This is a genomic window from Micromonospora sp. NPDC049836 (genome assembly GCF_044465125.1).
Taxonomy (GTDB): Bacteria; Actinomycetota; Actinomycetes; order Mycobacteriales; family Micromonosporaceae; genus Micromonospora.
The window spans coordinates 91,720-114,469 of record NZ_JBITLH010000013.1 but is presented as its reverse complement, the minus strand read 5'-3'; the positions used below and the strand labels follow the sequence as shown (position 1 = coordinate 114,469).

Annotated in this window: 4 protein-coding genes; all 4 read right to left on the bottom strand. The window is 76.3% G+C overall.

Annotated elements, in window-relative coordinates:
• Positions 1-143 precede the first annotated feature (143 nt).
• Genes ACIBPB_RS27955 through ACIBPB_RS27940 form a run of 4 tightly spaced genes read right to left on the bottom strand, consistent with a single transcriptional unit; the run spans position 144 to position 22,745 of the window.
• Positions 144-1,259 carry an alpha/beta fold hydrolase gene (locus tag ACIBPB_RS27955; protein ID WP_396842426.1) on the bottom strand — a complete coding sequence of 372 codons (1,116 nt, stop codon included), beginning with the start codon at positions 1,257-1,259 and terminating at the stop codon, positions 144-146.
• Positions 1,256-3,613, bottom strand: coding sequence for a thioester reductase domain-containing protein (locus ACIBPB_RS27950; protein WP_396842424.1), 2,358 nt, complete (start codon positions 3,611-3,613; stop codon positions 1,256-1,258). The genes ACIBPB_RS27955 and ACIBPB_RS27950 overlap by 4 nt, the downstream gene beginning before the upstream one ends.
• Positions 3,606-11,576 carry an HAD-IIIC family phosphatase gene (locus tag ACIBPB_RS27945; protein ID WP_396842423.1) on the bottom strand — a complete coding sequence of 2,657 codons (7,971 nt, stop codon included), beginning with the start codon at positions 11,574-11,576 and terminating at the stop codon, positions 3,606-3,608. Before ACIBPB_RS27945 ends, ACIBPB_RS27950 begins: the two co-directional genes overlap by 8 nt.
• Before the next feature lie 33 nt (positions 11,577-11,609).
• Positions 11,610-22,745, bottom strand: coding sequence for a type I polyketide synthase (locus ACIBPB_RS27940; protein ID WP_396842422.1), 11,136 nt, complete (start codon positions 22,743-22,745; stop codon positions 11,610-11,612).
• Positions 22,746-22,750: the final 5 nt, after the last annotated feature.

Genomic DNA, 22,750 nt, shown 5'->3' with positions numbered 1-22,750 from the left:
CTTTCCCCCGTGTGCCAAGGACCGGTCCCGGCCCAGACGTGAAAGCTACAAAGCTCAATCAATATCGGCAAGGCTGGATAGAACACTTCGATACGGATCGGCCGGCCCGACCGCGGCGGCCGCGGTCGGGCCGGCCGACCCGGTCAGGCTTGCGCCGGCCGGCCCGGTGCGGCCTTGACATGGCACTCGTCGAGGAAGTCGACGATGTAGCCGAACACGTCGAGCGCGGCGTTGCGGCCGATGATCGGGTCGACGTGGCCGTAGCCCGGCACCTCGGTGTACCGCACGTCCAGCTCCGGGTAGCGCGTCGACAGGACCTGGTGGCAGAGCTTGTTGGAGTCCAGCCAGAAGCCGTTGTCGCTGCCGGAGAGGAGCAGCACCGGCGCGTCGATGCGGCCGGCCTCGTCGAGGGCGTTCTCCGGCAGGCGGTCGTAGCGCCCGTCGTCGGTGCTGAACCGGACCACGCTGTGCGCCAGCTCGACCCGGCGCAGGTGCGGCAGGATCCACACCGGGACGGTGCCGAACAGCTCGGCGAGCCGGTCATGCGTACGCTCGTGCAGGTTGTCGTGCTCGAAGAGCGACGCGCCGACGCCCCAGGCGTCGTTCTGCAGGATGTGGCAGGTGGGGTCCTTGCACTCGGCGCCGATCGACGCCTCGGCGAAGATGAGCGAGTAGCGCGACCACATCCCCACCTTCTTGAAGTCGACCGGGAAGTTCGCGAACCGCGACCGGAGGAACTCGCCGCCGAAGTGCAGCCGGGCCCGGGTCTGCCAGGAGATCTTCGGGGTCAGGAAGACGCCCTGCGCGACCACCGCGCTGAGCCCCGGCACCAGGCCGGCCGCCATGCTCATCGACAGGCACAGCGCCCCCATGCAGTGCGCGACGATCGACAGTGGCCGGTCGTCGATCCGCTGCCGGACCGCCGCCACCGCCTCGGGGATGTCGTAGAGGGCCACGTCGTCGAAGGAGTAGCGGACCCGCCGTTCGTTGTGCGGCAGCCGGCAGCTTCCCCGCCAGTCCAGCAGCCACGGCTCGTACCCGGCGTCCAGCAGCACCTCGACCAGGTTGCGGGTCTCCGGAAGCACGAACATGTCGGCCGAGGCGGTCAGCCCGTGCAGCAGCAGCACCACCGGGCGGTCGGTGTCGCCGCCGTGCGGCAGCACCCGGCACAGGCCGAGTTCCGTGCCGTCGGAGGCGACGAACGGGATCTGCTCGACGGTGCCGGCGTCGAGTCGGGCGTGGAGGGGCCTGAGTGTCATGACAACCGCTTCCTGTCCTTGCTCAGCTTGCGGATCTTGCGGCGCAGGATGTCCCGGTCCCGGTCGATGGCGTCGCGGCGCAGATCCAGCAGGTCGGCCACGGCCCGCATGCCCGGCTCCGCCAGTCCCTTGCCCATCTGGACGAAGAACCAGCCGAGCCAGGTCAGCTTGGCCAGCCGCTGCTCCTGGGGGGACAGCCGGGGGTCGACGTGGATGCCGTCGATCTGCTCGCGTACGTAGCTGGCGGCCGGCACCCGCACGACGCCGGCGAAGCTCGCCGGCTCGCCGGCCCGGCCGACCGTGATCTCCAACGTGCGGGACTGCCGCCACAGGTCACGGCGGGCGCGGGCGGTCTTCCAGCCCTCCAGCCACCACTCCTGACCGTCGTTGTCGACCAGGGCGAGGCGGTAGCGCAGCAGCGGGTGGTCGGTGCCGTGCTGGTGCGGGATCCCCTCGTCCGGCCGTACCCAGATCTCGCCCTGCCGGACGGTGAGCGGCTGCGGGTGCAGCCGGTTGCAGCGCACGGTGCCGCTGACGTCGATGCGCCGGTGCTGGAGCACCTGGTACATGCTGGCGATGGAGAGCGTCAGCGACATGGTGCAGCGGCTCTCCCCCACGTCGTCCACCCCGCCGATCCGCCCCTCGGTGGTCTCGGTGAACCACAGGTACGGCGCGTCGTCGCGGTCCGGGAGCTTGACCCGGCCGTCGCCGGCCATCCGCTCGACGGTCCGCAGTTGGGCCCGCGAGTCGTAGCGGGCTGGCTCGGGCAGGTCGTGCCGGGCGATGAACGCCTCGGTACGTTCGGCGGTCGCCGGCGGCCCGAACATCAGGCCCTCGCAGAGCTTGGTGGCGGTGGAGCTGCGCAGCAGCCGGGCGACGAACTCCAACTCGGGCAGCGGATCGGCGTCCTGCCGGCGGAGGATGTCGGCCCGCCACTGCTCCCACCCGGTGACCCGGACGTTCATGCCGGCCACCTTCATGTCCCGGCGCAGTTCCGGCAGGGTGTCGGGGCGGCCGGTGAGGTGGTAGTTCTGCCCCCACGCCTCCGGCGTGCAGATGATCGCGGCGCCGATCCGGCTGACCCAGTCCACCGGGGCGGTGTTCATCGCCCGGAACGCCGGGACGGTGCGGTACCGGGAGAAGGCGGTGAGGAAGCCGGTGCTGAGGTCCTGCGGGTTGTAGGCGCCGGTACGGGTGTGCCCGGCGATCGCGCCGGGGCGCAAGATGGTCACCTTCAGGCCGTGCTCGCTGGCCCGGCGCAGGGCCGCCTCCCCCGCCCACTTGGACTTGTCGTAGCCCGCGACCAGCCGGGTGATGTGCGCCACCGGGTCGTCCTCCCCCATCGACTCGATGCCCAGCTCGTTGAAGACGGCGACCGAGGAGACGTGGTGCAACGGCTTGGGCGGTCCGGTCATCGCCAGCTCCGCCAGCCGCAACGGGCCGATCACGTTGGTACGGCGCAGCGAGGGGTAGCCGCGCAGGAAGTCCACCGCGGCGGCGACGTTCACGATCGAGTCCACGCCGCCGGCCAGGTCGGCCCAGCGCTCGTCGCTCAGCCCGAGCCGGGGCTCCCGGATGTCCCCGGCGAGCACCGTGACCCGCCGCCGCACCTCCGCCGACCAGGGCAGCGAGAACCGGTTCAGCGCCGCGCCGAGGCGGTTCTCGGCGGCCTCCTCGTCGGCCGCCCGGACCAGGCAGACCACGTGCGCGTCGCTGCGCCGCAACAGGTCCAGCAGCAGGTGACCGCCGAGGAACCCGGTGGCCCCGGTGAGCAGGATCCGGGTCGGCTCCCGCGGCTCCGGGGCGTCGCACCAGGGCAGCCGGTCGGCCAACGCGAGATCCGCGAGGATCATCTCGATGTCGTCGTCCGCGCCGGTCGGCTCCGCGGCGACGACCGCGCCGGCGGGATCGGACACCAGGTCGGTGCCGCTCGCCGGCAGTGGTGCGACGTCCGGCAGCCCGCTGGTCTCGGCCCAGCGACGCGCCAACCGGGCGGGCCGGGCGTCGGCGAAGACGTCGTCGAGGCTCAGCCGCACGCCGCCCTCCCGGGCCAGTTCGGCGACGAGTTCCACCGCGTCGACCGAGGTCAGGCCCGCGTCGAACAGGTCCAGTTCCGGGTCGGTGTGCCGGCCCCGCAGGAACCGGGACGCCGTCGCCGCGATCACCGCGGCGGCCTCCTCGACGGTGCGCGGACCGGTGCCGGTCCGGGCCGGCGCGGCCGGGGCGTCCGGCTGCCGGAACCGCGCGAGCAGGTCCGCCGCCTGCCTCCGCCCCCCGCCTGCCTCGATCAGCTCGCCCTCGGACCGTCGATCGACGTCCCGGTTACGGCTCGTGCCGATGTGCGTCTCAGGCATTGCCTACCTCCGCAGCGCTCGTCGACCCGAGGTCCCAGGACCGGAACTCCCGGAGTCGCGTCAAATCCACCGTGACCTGCAGCCGCTCGGCGTCCACGTCGCCGCCGCCGAGGCGGGCGACCAGCCGGCGGGCCGGAATGTTGCGGGGCGTGTGCTCCGCGGTGAGGCGCACCGCCGGGCAGCCGAGCGCCTCCGCCCGGTCGGCCAGCCAGGCCAGCAACCGGTCCTCCACGCCGCGGCCGAGCACCCGGCAGCTCAGCATCCACGCCACCACGTCGAGCACGCCGCCGTCGGGGCGCACGACGAGCACCCCGATCTGCCCGTAGTCGCCGAACCGGTCCCGGGCGGCGGCGGTCCAGACCTCGCCCTCGCCGCGCAGCCGGGCCAGCACGTCCGCGTCCAGCGCCAGCGGCCGCAGGTTGAACTGGTTGGTACGCCGGCTGAGCTGGATGGTGCGCTCCGCGGTCCGCTCGTCCACCGGCGCCACGTCCAGCTCCAGTCGCAGCCGGGCCAGGAACTCCGCGAAGCCGGTCTGTTCCCGGACCTCGGTGCGCGCCTGCTCCTGGCGGTAGAAGTCGGCGCGGACGGCGTCCTCGGCGGTGGCCGCCCGGGGCACCGCCGGCCAGATCCGGCGCACGAAGCCGGCCAGCTCGGCGGCGGGCGGACAGGTCAGGCAGAGCACCTCGGGCAGGGCGGCCCGGACCGCGGCGATCTCGACCGGGTTGTCGTCGAGGAAGAGGAAGGAGTCCAGGCCCAGCCCCAGCCGGTCGGCGATCGCGGCGATCCGCACCGGCTTCGGTTCCCAGGCCGCGGAGATGACCGCGAAGTGCTCCCGGCCGAGGAGGCTGTCCGTGCGGTCCAGGATGGCGTGCACGGTGCCCTCGTCGTTGTTGGACACCAGCGCCAGCAGCACGCCCGCGGCCCGCCACTGCAGCAGCCGGCGGGCCAGCAGCGCGCGCGGCCCGGTGAGGTCGACGTGCTCCGGTCCCAGCTCGCCGGCGATGCCGCCCCACACCGTGTCGTCGCCGTCCACCACGATCACCTTCGGCGGTGGGCGGCGGGCGTAGCCGATCACCTCCGCCGCCGAGAGCGCCACCTGCGCCTGGAACTCCTCCCGGAACGGCAGGTGGGCGATGGCGTCGGTGTCGTCGTCGAAGATCTCGGCGGCGGTGAACCCGGCCGTCCACCAGGACGGCGGCAACACCGCGACACCCGGCTGCTCGGCCAGCTCCGCGGCGATCTGTTCCGGCCACCGCCGCAGCCGCTCGTCGTCGGCGCGGTCCGGCAGGAAGCCCACGAGCACCGGGATCCCGGCCCGCTCCGCGAGCGCACGCAGCGCCGCCGCGTACTCCCCGGCCAGCTCGGTGACCAGGTCGGCGTTCGCCGGCTGGAACCGGGTCAGGTCGGCGGCGCGCAGCAGGATCAGGTCGGCGACCGTCCCCGGCGCGGCGAGCACCCCGGACGGGTCGTGCAGGGCGGCCAGCACCTGGTGGTACGGCGCCTCGGCGACCGCGTACCGCTCGGTGCCGCCGTCGAGGGCGAGGCCGAGCAGCGCCGGGAGGTTGCCCAGCGCGAACGTGGCGGCGACCGCGACCGTGCCCGCCGGTCCCGGCTCGGGCGCGGTGGTGAGCGTCCGCGGGTCGTCGACGACCTCGGCCACCACCGCCAGGTAGTCGGCGGCGAAGCGGGCGCAGCTGGCCTCGTCGAGGATGTCGACGTTGTAGTCGAGGCCGATCCGGCCCAGCCCGGGCAGCACGGTGACCATCAGGTCCAGGTCGGAGTGGCCGGTGCCGGCGGGCAGGATCTCCACGTCGGCGGCGCCGGGCGGCTGCGGCGGCAGGTAGTTGAAGTACACCTCGACCAGCGGCGCCTCCGGCCGGTGCAGGCCCTCCGCGACCAGCGCCGACATCGCGTCGAAGAAGCTGATGCCCTGCTCCAGCACGGTGCTGAGCCGGTGGTCCGTCCGCCGCACCAGCTCGGCGACCGGCGTGCCGGGCGGCACGTGCGCGGCGTACGGGATGGGCACCCCGAAGAACCCGATCGCGTCGGGCGCCGCCACGTGCAGCCGGGTGTCCACCGGCACGGCGAGGACGAACCGGTCCCGGTCGCGCAGCCGGGCCAGCAGCACGGTGAGACAGCCCAGCCAGAACGCGGCCGGCGTGACGCCGAGCCGGCCGGCCTGCTCGGCGACCCGCTCCACCAGGCCGGCGGGCAGTTCGGCGAAGTGGCTGTCGGCGCGGTAGGAGCGCGTGGCAGGCCGGGGCCGCGCGAGTTCCAGGTCGAGCCGCCGGCTGCCGGCGAACCCGGTGCCGCCGCGGTCGTCCGACGGCGTCGTGGGCAGCCCTGCCTGGGCCCGGAGCAGCAGGTCGAGGTCGGCGTTCGTGGCCGCCGGCAGCGGCGCGCCGGCCAGCGCCTCGCCGGTCCGGGTCGCCATCAGCAGCAGGGACGCCAGGTCGGACACCGCGTGGTGGGCGCCGACCAGCAGCACCTGCCCGCCGTCGGGGTAGGCCAGCAGCTCGAACCGCCACAGCGGGGCCGCCGCCAGGTCGAACGGCGCGGCCAGCAGGTCCCGCAGCCGGTCCTGGGGGTCGGTCCCGGCGGGCACCGGCGACCAGCGCACCAGCCCGGCGCCGGCCTCGGGGCGTACCTCCAGGCGGTATCCCCCGTCGGCGTCCGCGACGATCCCGGTACGCAGCGCGGCGTGCGCGCCGGCCAGGGCGGTGAGCACCTCGCTCAGCCGTTCCGGGGTGGCGGGCGGGCCGAGGCGGACGGCCAGTCCGATGTGGTGCGTGACGGCGGGGACGCCGCGCTGCTCGGTGCGGACCAGCCGGACCACGTCCCGGGTGGCCGGCCGGACCACCGTCTCGTCGAGGGGCGCCGCCGGGGTGCCATCGCCGCCCTGCCCGGTCGCCGCGTCGGCGGCGTCGATCAGGTAGTCGGCGATGCTCTCCACGCTGGCGCCGTTGAACATCATGGCGATCGGCAGCGAGCGGCCGAAGTCGGCCTGGATGAGGCCCCGGGTCTGCATGGCCATCGCCGAGTCCAGTCCCTGGCCGACCAGCGGCGCCGCGGTGTCCAGCCGGTCGACGGCGAAGCCGAGCACCCCGGCGAAGCGCTGCCGGATCCGGGCCACCACCTCGTCCCGGTCGTGCAGGCCGACGGGACCCGGTGCGGCGGCGGGGCGGACCCGGCGCGGCAGCACGGTGGCCAGCAGGGGCGGCAGCAGGTCGGGGTCGGTGGCGCGCAGGGTGGGCAGGTCCACCGCCAGCGGCAGCAGCAGCGCCTCAGGTACGGCGGCCGGCCGGGACAGCGACCGGGCGAGCGCGGCCTCGAGCAGCGCCAGCCCGGCCGCCGTGTCCAGGGCGTTGATGCCGCCGCGCCCGATGCGCCGCACGTCCTCCTCGGTGAGGTGGCCGGTCATCCCGGTCGCCTCGGCCCACAGCCCCCAGGCCAGCGAGGTGCCGGCCAGCCCGGCCTGCCGGCGCTGCTGGGCCAGGGCGTCGAGGAACGCGTTGGCGGCGGCGTAGCCGCCCTGGCCGGCCCCGCCGAGGACGCCGGCCACCGAGGAGAACAGCACGAACGCGTCCAGGTGCAGGCCGGCGGTCAGCTCGTGCAGGTGCCAGGCACCGTCGATCTTGGGGCGCAGCACCGCTTCCAGCCGCTCGGCGTCGATGGCGGTCACCAGGCCGTCGCTGAGCACGCCCGCCGCGTGCACCACGGCGGTCAGCGGATGCTCGGCGGGAATCGTGGCGAGCACCCGTTCGAGCTGGTCCCGGTCGGCCGCGTCGCAGGCCACCACGCGCGCCTGGGCGCCGAGCCCGGCCAACTCGTCGCGGAGCCGGTCCGCGCCGTCGGCCGCCGGACCGCGCCGGGACAGCAGCAGCAGGTGCTTCACGCCCAGCCCCGCGAGGTGCCGGGCGACCAGCGCGCCGAGCCCACCGGTGCCGCCGGTGACCAGGACGGTGCCGGCGCCGAGCGCGGCGACCGCGCCGCCGGTGTCCACCGGGTGCCGCGCCAGCGCCGGGACGAGCAGGCGGCCGTCCCGGACGGCCGCCTCCGGCAGCCCGGCGCGCACCGCGGTGAGCACCCGCGGGTCCGCCGCGTCCCGGGCGCCGTCGACCAGGATGATCCGGCCGGGGTTCTCGGCGCGGGCGGCCCGCACCAGACCCCAGACCGCGGCCTGGGCGGGATCGATCCGTTCGGTGCCGCTGCCGGTGAGGACGGCGTCGCGGGTCAGCACGACCAGCCGGGAGGTTTCCGGGCCGGGATTGTCGAGCCACCGCTGGAGCCCGTGCAGCGTCTCGGTGAGCAGGGCGCGGGTGCGGTGCGGCAGGTCGCCGTCGGCCGGGTGGTCGGCGGTGCTCAGCACGGTCAGCTCCCCGATCGGCCGGGAGGCCGGGCCGGCGTACGCCGACCAGCCGACCGAGCAGAGCGCCTCGTTGCCGGCGCTGGCCGGACGGGCCAGCAGGGAGGCGATGCGGGCGACCGGCCGGCCGTCCGGGTCAGCGAGGTCGAGGCCGTACGTGTCGCCGTCGGTGGTGATCCGGACCCGCAGGTCGGTGTGGCCGGGCTGCCAGACCGAGACGCCGCCGAAGGAGAACGGCAGCAGCGCCCGGCGCACACCGGCGGCCGCGGCGGCCGCCTGGAGCGCGGCGTCCAGCAGCGCCGGGTGCAGCGCGTAGCGGGCCGCCTCGTCGGCCAGCTCGGCGGGGAGCGCGATCCGGGCGTACCGGTCGTCGCCGGCGGCCCACAGCTCGGCGAGGCCCTGGAACGCGGGGCCGTACTCCAGCCCGGCGTCGGCCATGGCCGGGTAGTGCTCGGCGAGGTCCACGACCCGGGCGCCGGCGGGTGGCCAGGGCGCGTCGTCCGGCGGGCCCGGCGGCTCGGCCTCGCCGAGCAGGCCGCTGGCGTGGTGCCGCCAGCCCTCGTCGCCGTCGGCGTCGTTGTCGTCGCCGGTGCCGTCGGCCCGGGAGTACACCTCGATCCGGCGGCCGTCGGCGTCCAGCGGCCCGACCGACACCTGCAACCGCAGCTGGCCCTGTTCGGGCAGGGTCAGCGGCTCGTGCAGGATCAGCTCCCGCACCTGGGGGCAGCCGGCCTCCGTCCCGGCCCGGACGGCCAGTTCGACGAAGGCCGCGCCGGGCAGCAGCGCCGTACCGAGCACCACGTGGTCGGCGAGCCAGGGATGGGTGGCCCGGGAGACCAGGCCGGTGCAGACCACACCGTCCGCGCCGGCCAGCGGGACGGCGGCGCCGAGCAGCGGGTGCCGCACCGGGTCGAGGCCGGCGGCCCGCACGTCGGCGGTCGCGGTGCCCGCCGGCAGCCAGTAACGCGCCCGCTCGAACGGGTAGGCGGGCAGGTCGACCAGCCGGCCGCCGGCCGTCCAGGTGGACCAGTCCACCGGGATCCCGGCCGCGTACGCCGCGCCGAGGCCGCGCAGCAGGCACACCTGCTCGTCCTCGCCGCGCCGCAGGGTGCCGGTCACCGTCACCGGGCGGCGCTGCGCCTCGGCGAGCTGGGTCACCGCGCCGGTCAGCACGGGATGGGGGCTCACCTCGACGAACACCCGGTGCCCGGCCGCGAGCAGGTGGCCCACCGCCGCGTCGAAGCGGACCGTCCGCCGCAGGTTCCGCAGCCAGTACGCGCCGTCCATCGCGCCGGTGTCCAGGACCTCCCCGGTCACCGTCGACACCAACGGCAGCTGCCCCGCCCGGGGCTCGAGGCCGGTGAGGGCCGCCAGCACCTCGTCGGCCAGCTCGTCCACCTGCGGTGAGTGCGACGCGTAGTCCACCGCGACCAACCGCGCCGGCAGCCCGTCGGCGTTGCACGCGGCCACGAGCGCGGTCACCTCGTCGGCCGGGCCGGAGACCACCACCTGCTCGGGCGCGTTGACCGCGGCGATCTCCACCGTCGCCGGCAACCGGTCCGCCACCGCGGCCGGCTCGGCCAGCACCGACGCCATCCGGCCCCGCCCGGCCAACCGGGCCACCGCCCGGCTGCGCAGCACCACCACCCGCGCCGCGTCCGGCAGCGACAACGCGCCGGCCACGCAGGCCGCCGCGATCTCGCCCTGCGAGTGGCCCACCACCGCCACCGGCCGCACCCCGGCCGACCGCCACACCTCGGCCAGCGACACCATCACCGCGAACAGGGCCGGCTGCACCACGTCCACCCGGTTCAGCCACTCCTCGTCCGGGCCGGTGATCACGTCCAGCAGGGACCACTCGGTGAGCGGCGCGAACGCCGCGGCGCACTCCCGCATCCGGGCGGCGAACACCGGCGAGGAGTCCATCAGGGAGCGGCCCATCCCGGCCCACTGCGCGCCCTGGCCGGGGAACACGAACACCGCACCGTCGCCGGGTACGGCCCGCTCGGCCACCTCGACGTCGGCCAGCAGGCCGGCCAGCTCGTCCCGGTCCCGGCCCACGACCACCGCCCGGTGATCCCACTGGGCCCGGCCCGTCGCGAGCGTGTACGCCACGTCCCGGGGGTCCAGCTCCGCGGCCTCGCCGACCCGCTCGCGCAGCCGATCGGCCAGCCGGCGTACCCCGTCGGCGGTCCGCGCGGAGAGCACCCAGGGGACCGGGTCCGCGGCCGGCGCGGCCGGTTCGGCGGCGCCCGCCGGGGGCTCCTCGATGATCACGTGGGCGTTGGTGCCGCTGTAGCCGAAGGAGGAGACACCCGCCCGGCGGGGCCGTTCCCCGGGCGGCCAGGCACGGCTCTCGGTCAGCAGCCGGACCTCGCCGGCGGCCCAGTCCACGTGCCGGGAGGGTTCGTCGACGTGCAGGGTGCGGGGCAGCAGCCCGTGCCGCATCGCCAGCACCATCTTGATGACCCCGAGCACCCCGGCGGCGGCCTGGGTGTGCCCGATGTTCGACTTCAGCGACCCCAACCACACCGGACGCTGCGCCGACCGGTCCTGACCGTACGTCGCCAACAACGCCTGCGCCTCGATCGGATCACCCAACGTGGTACCCGTACCGTGCCCCTCCACCACGTCCACGTCCGCACCGACCAACCCGGCCGAAGCCAACGCCTGCCGGATCACCCGCTGCTGCGACGGACCGTTCGGCGCCGTCAACCCGTTCGACGCACCGTCCTGATTCACCGCGCTGCCCCGCACCAGCGCCCGGACCCGCCAGCCGCGCTCCTGGGCGTCGGAGAGCCGGGCCAGGACGAGCATGCCGGCGCCCTCGCTCCAGCCGGTGCCGTCGGCGGCGTCCGCGTACGCCTTGCACCGGCCGTCCGGGGCCAGGCCGCGCTGCCGGGAGAACTCCAGGAACGGCGCCGGCGTCGCCATCACGGTGACCCCGCCGACCAGGGCCAGCGAGCACTCCTGGGCGCGCAGCGAGCGGACGGCCAGGTGCAGCGCCACCAGCGACGACGAGCAGGCGGTGTCCACGGTGACCGCCGGTCCTTCCAGGCCGAGCGTGTACGCGACCCGGCCGGAGATCAGGCTGGCCGCGTTGCCCCCGTCGCCGTAGTCGTGGTGCAGCGAACCGGTGAAGACCCCGGCCGGGGTGCCCTTGAGCGTGTGCGGATCGATCCCGGCGTCCTCCAGCGCCTCCCAGGCGGTTTCCAGGGTGAGCCGCTGCTGCGGGTCGATGGCCGGCGCCTCGCGCGGCGCGATGCCGAAGAACGCGGGGTCGAAGTCGCCGGCGCCGGGCAGGAACCCACCCGAGCGGGTGTAGGTGCGCCACGGCTGGCCGGGGGTGGGGTGGTAGAGGGCGTCGACGTCCCAGCCGCGGTCCGCGGGGAAGTCGCCGATCACGTCCGCCGCCCCGGCCACCACCTCCCAGAGCTGGTCGGGCGAGGCCGCGCCGCCGGGCAGCCGGCAGCTCATGCCGACGATGGCGATCGGCTCGTCCCGCTGGCGCTGCAGGGTGTCCAGGCTGTTGCGGGCCACGTGCAGTTCGCCGGCCACGCGCTTGAGGTAAGCGACGAGTTCCGCTTCGGTGGACATGCGTCTCCTCTTGTTCGGACCGAAGTGGCCCGGTCAGCTGGCGGGGGCGTCGTCGGCGGTCAGCGAGATGCCGAGGTTGTCGGTGATGAAGTCGAGGACCTCGGCGGTGGTGGCCGTCTCGAGGGCGGCCACCGCCGGCCCGGCGGGCGCGGCCAGCCCACCGGCGTCCCACCACGCGGCCATGCCGCGCAGCGTGGTGGCGACCCCGGCCCGCTCGTCGGCGGAGAGGTCGAGCGAGGCCAGCCGGGTCCGCAGCCGCTCCAGCTCGCCGATCAGGTGCGGGTAGCCCGGGGCGGCGGCGGGCGGCGCGAGCCGGTCGTACAGGTGCCCCGCGAGCGCCTCCGGACTGGGCAGGTCGAAGACCGCGGTGGCGGGCAGCTTCAGGCCGGTCCGCTGGGCGAGCTGGTTGCGCAGCTCGATGCCGGTCAGCGAGTCGAACCCGAGATCGCGGAAGGCGAGCCCGGCGGGGACCGCGGCCGGATCGGGGTGGCCCAGGACCGCGGCGACCGCCGAGCGCACGATCTCCAGCAGCAGGTCCCGGCGCTCCTGCTCGGGCAGGCCGGACAGCCGGGTGGCCAGCGGCGCCTCGGCCGGCGCGGCGGTCCCGGCGGCGCGCCGCCGGGGCGTCCCGAGCAGCTCGGCCAGGAGCGGCGGTACGGCGGCGTCCGGCGGCGCGGCCCGGTCGACCCGGAGCGGGACGACCAGCGCGTCCGGGCCGCGCAGGGCCCGGTCGAAGGCGCGCAGCCCTTCCTCGGTGCCGGTGGGCCGGATCCCGGCGCGGGTGAGCCGGTTCCGGTCGGCCTCGCCGAGGCCGGCCGTCATGGCGCTGGCCTGCGTCCACAGGCCCCAGGCGACGGCCACCGCGGGACGCCCGGCGGCGTGCCGCCGCGCGGCGAAGGCGTCCAGGTAGGCGTTGGCGGCCGCGTAGTTGGCCTGCCCGGCCGAGCCGAGCAGCCCGGCGGCCGACGAGAAGAGCACGAACGCGGCCAGGTCGGCGTCGGCGGTCAGCTCGTGCAGGTGGTTCACCGCGTCCGCCTTGGGTCGCAGCACGGCGGCCAGCCGCTCGGGGTTCAGCGCGTCGAGAACGCCGTCGTCCAGCACCCCGGCGGTGTGGATCACCGCGGTCAGCGGGTGCTCGGCGGGCACCGCCGCGAGAGCGCGCGCCACCTGCTCCCGGTCGGCCACGTCGCAGGCGAGCGCCTGGACCCGGACGTCCGGCGGCAGGTCGACGGCGCGGGGCTGCCGGCGGCTCAGCAGCAGCAGGTGCCGGACCCCGTGCTCCTCGACGAGCCGCCGCACCACCAGCGCGGCGAGGGTGCCGCTGGCGCCGGTGACCAGCACGGTGCCGGCCGGGTCGAGCGGGCGCGGCAGGGTCAGCACCACCGTGGCCGGGTCGATCGCCTCGGCCAGGTAGCGGTGCGCCTCGGCCCGCTGCCGGGCGTCGAAGGCACGTACCCGGGGCGGGGGTGTCACCGCCGGCTCCGGGGTCGCCGGGTCCGGACACGGGTCGGCGGCGACGGCCTCGGCGAAGCTCCACCCGGCCGGGACCGGGGCGAGCAGCCGCGCCTCGGTCACCGGTCCGTCGGGGAACGACCCGGTGACCCGGTCGCCCACGGCGACGCCGGTGACGGCCGGCCCGACCTCGGTCACCACCCCGGCGGCCCGGTCCTCGGCGGCCAGCCGGCGGGCGCGCAGCGACACGCGCACCTCCCCGTCGGCGAGGGTCCGGCCGGCGGGCTCCGGTGCCGCCTCGGCGGGCTCCGCCGCCACCCCGGCGGGCTCCGGCGTCGCCTCGGCGGGTGGGGCGACCCGGGTGAGCCGCGGCACGTACGCCCGGCCGGCCCGGACCGCGACCTGCGGCTCGCCGGTGCCCACGGCCACCGCGAGCGCCGCGTCCGAGGGCTCGTCGAGGTCCACCAGCAGCAGCCGGTCCGGGTGTTCGGTCTGGGCCGACCGGATCAGGCCCCAGACCGCGGCGCTGGCCGGGTCGGGGACGTCGGTGAGCGCGCCCCGGGTGACCACCGCGAGCCGGTCCCGCGGCCCGGCGTCGGCGAGGAACCGCTGCACGCGGGCGAGGACACCGGCCAGGGTGGCGTGCACGTCGCCGTCGGGTTCGACGTGGACGGTGGCCGGCGCGGCGGCGCCGGCGTCCCGCGCCGCCGGGACCGGCCGCCAGTGCAGCCGCAGGTCGGTGTCGGCGCTGGGCGGCGCGATCCCGGCGAACGGGCGCAGCGCCAGGGACTCCGCCCGCAGCACGAGCCGCCCGGCGCGGTCGACGGCGGTGACCGAGACGGCGCGCTCGCCCGCCGGGGCGAGCCGGACCCGCAGCGCGGTGGCGCCCGTGGCGGCCAGGGTCACGCCGGTCCACGAGAAGGGCAGCACCTGCTGCCCGCCGTCGCTGCCGGCGACCGGGGGGACGGCCAGGTGCATCGCGTGCAGGGCGGCGTCCAGCAGGGCGGGGTGGATGCCGAAACTCTCCGGCTCGACGGGGAGGCCGACCTCGGCGTAGACCTCCGCGCCGACCCGCCAGGCCGCCTGGACGCCCCGGAACGCCGGCCCGTAGTCGTAGCCGCGCTCGGCGAGGTCGTCGTAGAGGTCGCCCACCGGCACCGGCTCCGCGCCGGCCGGGGGCCAGTCGGCCGCGCCGTCCGACACCGGGGCGTCGACGGCGGGGGCCACCGTGCCGGTGGCGTGCCGGATCGCCGCGACGTCCGCGCCGTCCGGGGTGGACGCCGAGTACACCTCGACCGTACGCCGACCGGCCGGGTCCGCCGGGCCCACCACGACCTGGAGGAACACCGGGGCGGTCGCGGTCAGCGGCAGCGGGGCCTCCAGGGTCAGCTCCTCCACCACCGCGCACCCGACCTGGTCGGCCGCGCGCAGGGCCAGTTCCAGCAGCGCGGTGCCGGGCAGCAGCGTCGTGCCCCGGACCGCGTGGTCGGCGAGCCAGGCGTGCGCGCCGGGCGCCAACCGCCCGGTGAGCAGCGCGCCCGACCGGCCGCCGGCCAGCGACACGGCCGCCCCCAGCAGCGGGTGCCGGGCGTTGCTCAACCCGGCCGCGCTCATCCCCTGCCCGGGCCCGGTCGCGTTCAGCCAGTAGCGCCGGCGCTGGAACGGGTAGCCGGGCAGGGTCACCCGGCGCGCGCCGGCCAGGTCGCGTTCCCAGGACACCGGTACGCCGGCGACGACGAGCTGGGCGAGCGAGCGGCGCAGGGCCGACGGCTCCGGCTGGCCCCGGGTCAGCGCCGCGATGGCCAGCGCCCCGCCGGGTCCGTCCTGGTCGTCGAGGGTTTCGTGGACCATCGGGGTGAGCACGGCGCCCGGGCCCAGTTCGACGAAGGTGGTGACGCCGAGGTCCCGCAACGCCCGGACCCCGGCGGCGAACCGCACGGTACAGCGCACGTGGTCCACCCAGTACGCGGCGGTGCCGATCCGCTCCGGGTCGGCCGGGGCGCCGGTCACGTTCGAGATGACCGGGATGTGGGGCTGCCGCGCGGAGATGGTGGCCAGCTCCGCGGCGAACTCGGCGAGCATCGGCTCCATGTGCCGGGAGTGGAAGGCGTGCGAGACGTCCAGCCGCCGGACGCCGTGCCCCGCCGCGCGGACCGACTCGGCGAGCGCGAGCACCGGCGCCTCGTCACCGGAGACCACCACCGACCGCGGACCGTTCACCGCGGCCAGCTCGACCCCCTCGACGTGCTCCAGGTGCGCCCGGACCTCCTGCTCGGACAGGGCGATCGCGGCCATCGCCCCGGTGGCCGGCAGCGCCTGCATGAGCCGGCCACGGGCCGCGACCAGCGCACAGGCGTCCGGCAGGGAGAACACCCCCGCGGCGTACGCGGCGGTGATCTCGCCCAGCGAGTGGCCGGTCACGTAGTCGGGGGCGAGCCCGGCCGCCCGTACCACCTCCAGCAGCCCGACCTCCACGGCGAAGAGGGCGGCCTGCGTGTACATGCTCTGCGGCAGCAGGCGGGCCGGCTCGGAACCGGCGGGCGCGAAGACCACGTCGCGCAGCGGGTGCTCGGCGTGGCCGGCGAGCCGGGCGTCGAGGAGCCCGCACGCCGCGTCGAAGGCGGCCGCGAAGGTGGGGTGCTGGTCGTAGAGTTCCCGGCCCATCGCGGCGCGCTGCGCGCCCTGCCCGGAGAAGAGCAGGGCCAGCCGGCCGCGTTCGGGCCGGGCCACGCCGGTGACCACGGCGCCGCTGTCCCGGCCGTCGGCCAGCGCGGTGAGCCCGTCCAGCAGCGCGTCGCGGCCGTCGCCGAGGAGCACGGCCCGGTGCGCCATCGCCGACCGGCCGGTGAGCAGGGTGTACGCGACGTCGCGCGCCGGCGGAGCGTCGTCCGCCGCCAGCTGGCCGAGCAGCCGGGTCGCCTGGTCCCGCAGGCCGGCGGCGGACCTGGCGGAGAGCACCCACGGCACGGGCGGGCCGGCCGGCTCCGCTCGCGGCGGCTCGTCGGCGGGCGGCTGTTCGAGGATGACGTGGGCGTTGGTGCCGCTGATGCCGAAGGCGGAGACAGCCGCCCGGCGGGGCCGCTCGGTCTCCGGCCAGGGACGCTGGTCGCGGAGCAGCTCGAGCGCGCCGGACGCCCAGTCGACCTGGCGGGAGGGTTCGTCGACGTGCAGGGTGCGGGGCAGCAGCCCGTGCCGCATCGCCAGCACCATCTTGATGACCCCGAGCACCCCGGCGGCGGCCTGGGTGTGCCCGATGTTCGACTTCAGCGACCCCAACCACACCGGACGCTGCGCCGACCGATCCTGACCATACGTCGCCAACAACGCCTGCGCCTCGATCGGATCACCCAACGTGGTACCCGTACCGTGCCCCTCCACCACGTCCACGTCCGCACCGGCCAACCCGGCCGAAGCCAACGCCTGCCGGATCACCCGCTGCTGCGACGGACCGTTCGGCGCCGTCAACCCGTTCGACGCACCGTCCTGATTCACCGCGCTGCCCCGCACCACGGCGAGGACCGGGTGCCCGTGGCGGCGGGCGTCGGAGAGCCGTTCGACCACGAGCATGCCGGCGCCCTCGGCCCAGCCGGCCCCGTCGGCGTCGGCGGAGAACGCCTTGCACCGGCCGTCCGGCGACATCGCCCGCTGCCGGGAGAACTCGACGAACGTCGCCGGGGTGGACATCACCGTCACGCCGCCGGCCAGCGCGAGCGTGCACTCGCCCCGGCGCAGCGCCTGGGCGGCCAGGTGCAGCGCCACCAGCGACGACGAGCAGGCGGTGTCCACGGTCAGCGCCGGCCCTTCCAGGCCCAGCGTGTACGCGACCCGCCCGGACGCCACGCTGGTCGCGTTGCCGCTGAGCCGGAACCCGTCCAGCTCCTCCACCAGCTCGTGCATCGGCGGCCCGTACTCCGTCGGCATGGCGCCGACGAAGACGCCGACCGGTTCACCGCGCAGACCGGCCGGGTCGATGCCGGCGCTCTCGATCGCCTGCCAGGACGTCTCCAGCACCAGCCGCTGCTGCGGGTTCATGGCGGTGGCCTCCCGGGGGCTGATCCCGAAGAAGGCGGCGTCGAACTCGCCCACCCCCTCGACGAAGGCGCCCCGACGCGCGTAGCTGGTCCCCGCGTGGTCCGGGTCCGGGTCGTACAGGGAGGCGAGGTCCCAGCCGCGGTCGGTCGGGAACTCCGAGGTGGCGTCCACCCCGTCGGCGACCAGCCGCCACAGCGCCTCCGGGGAGTCCACGCCGCCGGGCAGCCGGCACGCCATCCCCACCACGGCGACCGGGTCGTCGTCCGTGGCCGTGGCGGGCGCGGCGCCCGGTGCCTCGGCGGGAGCGCCGACGAGCAGGGTGTCCAGGTGGTCCGCCAGCGCCTGCGGGCCCGGGTAGTCGAAGACGAGCGTGGCCGGCAGCTTCAGGCCGGTCACCTGTTGCAGGCGTTGCCGCAGCTCCAGACCGGTCAGCGAGTCGAAGCCGAGGTCCTTGAACGCGCGCCCGGCGTCGACCGTGCCCGCGCCGGCGTGCCCGAGCACCAGCGCCGCCTGGCCGGTGACCAGCTCGAGCAGCGCGGCCCGACGGCCCGCCGCGTCCAGCGCGGCCGTCCGCCGCAGCCACGCCGAGCCGCCGCCGGCCGCGCCACCGGTCGCGCGCCGCGCCGGCGTCCGCACCAGCTCAGCGAAGATCGGCGGCAGGGTGCCCTGGGCGGCGCGAGCCCGCAGCGCCGCCAGGTCCAGCAGGGCGGGCACCAGCACGGGCCGGTCGGTCGCCAGGGCCCGGTCCAGCAGGGCCAGCCCCTGCTGCGGGCTCATCGCCGCCAACCCGGCGCGGGACAGGCGGGCCAGCTCGGTCCGGCCCACGTGCGCGGTCATCGCGCTGTCGGCGTCCCACAGTCCCCAGGCCAGCGACACCGCCGGCCGGCCGGCGGCGCGGCGGGCCACGGCCAGCCCGTCGAGGAACCCGTTCGCCGCCGCGTAGTTCGCCTGCCCGGCCGATCCGACCACGCCGGCCGCCGAGGAGAAGAGCACGAACGCGTCGAGCGCGTGTTCCCGGGTCAGTTCGTCCAGCCACCGGGCCCCGTCCACCTTGGGCCGCATCACCAGGTCCAGTTGCGCGGCGGTCGACGCGGCCACCACCCCGTCGTGCAGCACCCCCGCGGCGTGGAACACCGCCGACACCGGGTGCTCCGCCAGCACCGCCGCCAACGCCTCCCGGTCGGCGACGTCGCAGCGCACCCGGACGATCTCCGCGGGCAGCTCCCCGACGTCGGCGGTGCCGCTGCGACTGAGCAGCAGCAGCCGCCGCACCCCGTACTCGGTGACCAGGTGCCGGGCCAGCAGGCGGCCCAGCGCCCCGGACGCCCCGGTGATCAGCACGGTGCCGGAGGTGGACCAGCGGCCGGTGGGCGGCGGCACCGGCACCAGGCGCGGCACCAGCGGCACCCCGTCGACCATCGCGACCTGCGGCTCGCCGGTGGCCACCGCCCGCGCCACCGCACTCCCGACGCCCGCGCCGATGCCGACGCCCGCGCCGATGCCGGCGTCGGGGCCAGCGTCGGCGTCGGCGTCGCGACCAGCATCGGCATCGCGACCGGCATCGGCGTCGCGACCGGCATCGGTGCCGGCCTCGGTGTCGCTTCCGGTGTCGCGACCGGTGTCGGCGTCGCGGCCAGCGTCGGCGTCGGCGTCGGCGTCGGTGTCGGCGTCGGTGTCGGTGTCGGTGTCGGTGTCGGTGTCGGTGTCGGTGTCGGTGTCGACCAGCGTGAACCGGCCCGGGTGCTCGAGCTGCGCGGACCGGACGAACCCCCAGACGGCGGCGCTCGCCGGGTCGGCACCGCGGGCCCCGCTGGTCACCACCGTCAGGGACCGGTCGGCGGCCAGCGCCTGCTGCACCGCGGCCAGCACCTCGCCCACCCGGGCGCGCGGGTCACCGCCCGGCTCGACCCGCAGCACGTCGGCGGCGTCGCCGGGACCGGTCCCGACCTCGGCGGGCGCCGGCAGCCAGCGCAGTTCGTAGAGGCCGTCGCCGGCCGGCGCGCCCGACGCGGCGGCCAGCCGGGCCGGGTCGACCGGCCGGGACGCCATGGCCCGGACCGACAGGATCGGCGTGCCGCTCTCGTCGACGGCCGCGATGCCCAGCGCGGACGGCCCGGCCGGGGAGATCCGTACCCGCGCCACCGGTCCCCGGCCTGGTCCGAGGCTCACCCCGGACCAGGAGAAGGGCAGCTCGACGGGGGCGTCGGCGCCCTTGTCGAGCAGCGCGCCGTGCAGCAGCGCGTCGAGCAGCGCCGGGTGCACGGCGTAGCCCTCGGCGGCCGCCTCGTCGTCGAGCACCACCTCGGTGTAGACGTGCGCGGCGTCCCGCCAGGCGGCGCGCAGGCCCTGGAAGAGCGGGCCGTACTCGTAGCCGGCCCCGGCCAGCCGCGGATAGAGCGCGTCGACCGGAACCGGTTGCGCACCGGGCGGCGGCCAGGCGACCGGGAGGGCCGCGGTCGGGTCGGTCCCGGCGGCCAGCCAGCCGCGCGCGTGGCAGGTGGCCCGGCGTTCCGCGTCGTCGTCGGTGTCCTCGGCCGAGAAGATCTCGACCGCGCGCCGGCCGTCCTGCCCGGCCCGGCCCACGGTGACCTGCACCTGCCGGACGGTGTCCTCGGAGAGGACGAGCGGGGCCTCGAGCACCAGTTCGTCGACGACGGGGCGGTCGACCCGGCGCCCGGCGGTGTGCGCCAGTTCGACCAGCGCCGCGCCCGGCACGACCAGCGTGCCGACGATCGCGTGGTCGCGGGTCCACGGCTGGCCGTCGGCGGAGAGGTGCCCGGTGAACAGCCACTCGTCCCGGTCACCGAGTTGGATGGCCGCGGTGAGCACCGGATGCTCGACGCGGCTCAGCCCGGCCGCGCCCGGGTCGGCGGCCCGGACGCCCGGGGTGAGCCAGTAGCGCTGCCGTTGGAACGCGTAGGTGGGCAGCGCCACCCGGACCGCGTTGGTTCCGGCGTGGAAGGCCGCCCAGTCGATCGGTACGCCGGCCAGGTGGGCCTCCGCCAGGGCGGCGGCGAACCTGGCCGGTCCGCCCTGGTCCCGCCGCAGGGATCCGACGACCCGCACCGGCTCGGCCGGGTCCGTGGTCGCGACGGTCTCCTCGACCGCCATGGTCAGCACCGGGTGGGCGGAGACCTCGACGAAGCACGTGGCCCCGTACTCCACCAGGGCGCGCACCGCCGGCGCGAAGTCGACCCGGCCGCGCAGGTTGCGGTACCAGTAGCCGGCGTCGAGCCGGGCGGTGTCGAGGAAGGTGCCCGCGGTGGTCGAGTAGAACGGGATCTCCCCCGAGCGCGGCGCGATCGGCGTGAGGTCCCGGCCGATCTCCTCCTCGATCGCCTCGACCGAGGCGGAGTGCGACGCGTAGTCCACCGGGATCCGCCGGGCCCGGACGCCGTCCTGCTCGCAGTCCCGCATCAGGTCGTCGAGGACGGCCGGGTCGCCGGCCACCACCGTGGTGCGGGGACTGTTGACGGCGGCGACGGAGAGTTGGCCGTCGTACCGGGCGAGCCGCGCCTCGACCTGCTCGGCGTCGAGGGCCACGGAGACCATGCCGCCGTGGCCGGCGAGCCGGTCGCCGACCGCGCGGCTGCGCAGCGCGACCACCCGGGCGGCGTCGTCGAGGGAGAGCCCGCCGGCGATGTACGCGGCGGCGATCTCACCCTGCGAGTGGCCCACCACGGCGATCGGCCGGACCCCGTGCGCCTGCCACAGCCGGGCCAGGGAAACCATCACCGCGAACAGCGCGGGCTGCACCACGTCGACCCGGTCCAGCGACGGCGCGCCGGGCCGCCCACGCAGCACGTCCGCCACCTGCCACGGCACGTACTTCGACAGCGCGGTGCCGCACGCCTCGATCTCGGCGGCGAAGACCGGCGAGGAGTCGAGCAGTTCGACCGCCATCCGCTCCCACTGCGAGCCCTGACCGGGAAAGACGAGAACGACCCGGCTCGCGGTCGGGCCGGCGTGGCACACCGCCGGGTCCGGCTCACCCGCGGCCAGGGCGGCGAGGCCCGCCGCCAGGGTGTCCCGGTCGGCGGCGACGACCGCCGACCGCCACTCCAGGTGCGCCCGGCCGGTCGCCGAGGCGTACCCGACGTCGGCCAGGGTGAGGTCGGGGTCGGCGGTCAACCGGGCGTGCAGGCGGCCGGCCTGGGCCCGCAGGCCCGCCTCGCTGCGCGCCGAGACGAGCACCGGGACGGCGGTCGGCGCGCCGGCCGGCGGGACCGGCCCGCCGTCCCCGCCGGGAGCCGGCTCGGGCGCCGGCGGCTCCTCCACGATGACGTGGGCGTTGGTGCCGCTGACGCCGAACGACGAGACCCCGGCGCGTCGGGTACGCCCGCCACCGGTCCACGGCTCGGCCTCGACCAGCAGCCGTACCGCGTCCTCGTCCCAGCGCACGTGCGACGAGGGGGCGTCCACGTGCAGGGTGCGCGGCAGCGTGCCGTATCGCATCGCCTGGATCATCTTGATCACCCCGGCGACGCCGGCGGCGGCCTGGGTGTGCCCGAGGTTGGATTTCACCGAGCCGAGCCGCAGCGGGCCGTGCTCCCGCTCCCGCCCGTACGTCGCGAGCAGCGCCTGCGCCTCGATCGGGTCGCCGAGCGTGGTGCCGGTGCCGTGCCCCTCGACCGCGTCGACGTCGGCCGGGCCCAGGCCCGCGTCGGCGAGCGCCTGGCGGATCACCCGCTCCTGGGCGGCGCCGTTCGGTGCGGTCAGGCCGTTGCTGGCGCCGTCCTGGTTGACCGCGCTGCCCCGGATCACGCCGAGCACTCGGTGGCCGTTGCGGCGGGCGTCGGAGAGCCGCTCGAGCAGCAGCAGACCGACCCCCTCGGCCCACCCGACGCCATCGGCCGCCTGCGCGTACGCCTTGCAACGGCCGTCCGGGGCGACCCCCCGCTGCCGGCTGAACTCGACGAAGAGGTCCGGGCGGGCGAGCACGGTGACGCCGCCCACCAGGGCGAGCGAGCACTCATGGGCGCGCAGCGCCCGGCCGGCCAGGTGCATCGCCACCAGCGACGACGAGCAGGCGGTGTCGACGCTGATCGCCGGGCCCTCGAAGCCGAACGTGTAGGCGATCCGCCCGGAGGCGACGCTGCCGGCCGAGGCCGTGCTCAGGTAGCCCTCGATCTCCGGGCGCCGGTCGCTCTGCCCGGCCACGAAGCCGTAGTCCTGGTACATCACCCCGCAGAAGACGCCGGTGTCGGAGCCGCGCAGCGCCGTCACGTCGAGGCCGGCGTCCTCGAACGTCTCCCAGGCCACCTCCAGCAGCAGCCGCTGCTGGGGATCCATGGCGAGCGCCTCGCGGGGGCTGATGCCGAAGAAGTCGGCGTCGAACTCGCCGACCCGGTCCAGGAAGCCACCCCGCCGGGTGTACGAGGTGCCGGGGTGGTCCGGGTCGGCGTCGTAGAGGCGCTCGACGTCCCAGCCGCGGTCGACCGGGAAGTCGCTGGTCGCGTCGCGTTCCTCGGCCACGAACCGCCACAGCTCGTCCGGTGAACTGATACCGCCGGGGTACCGGCAGCTCATGCCGACGACGGCGAGCGGTTCACTGGCCCGGTCCTCGAGCTCGCGCAGCCGCGCCCGGGTCTCGTTGAGGTCGACGGCGACCCGCTTCAGATACCGGACGAGTTTCTCCTGTTGCGCCTCCGTGGCCTCAGCGCTCATCCCCGTGCCCCCGCTCATCCGTC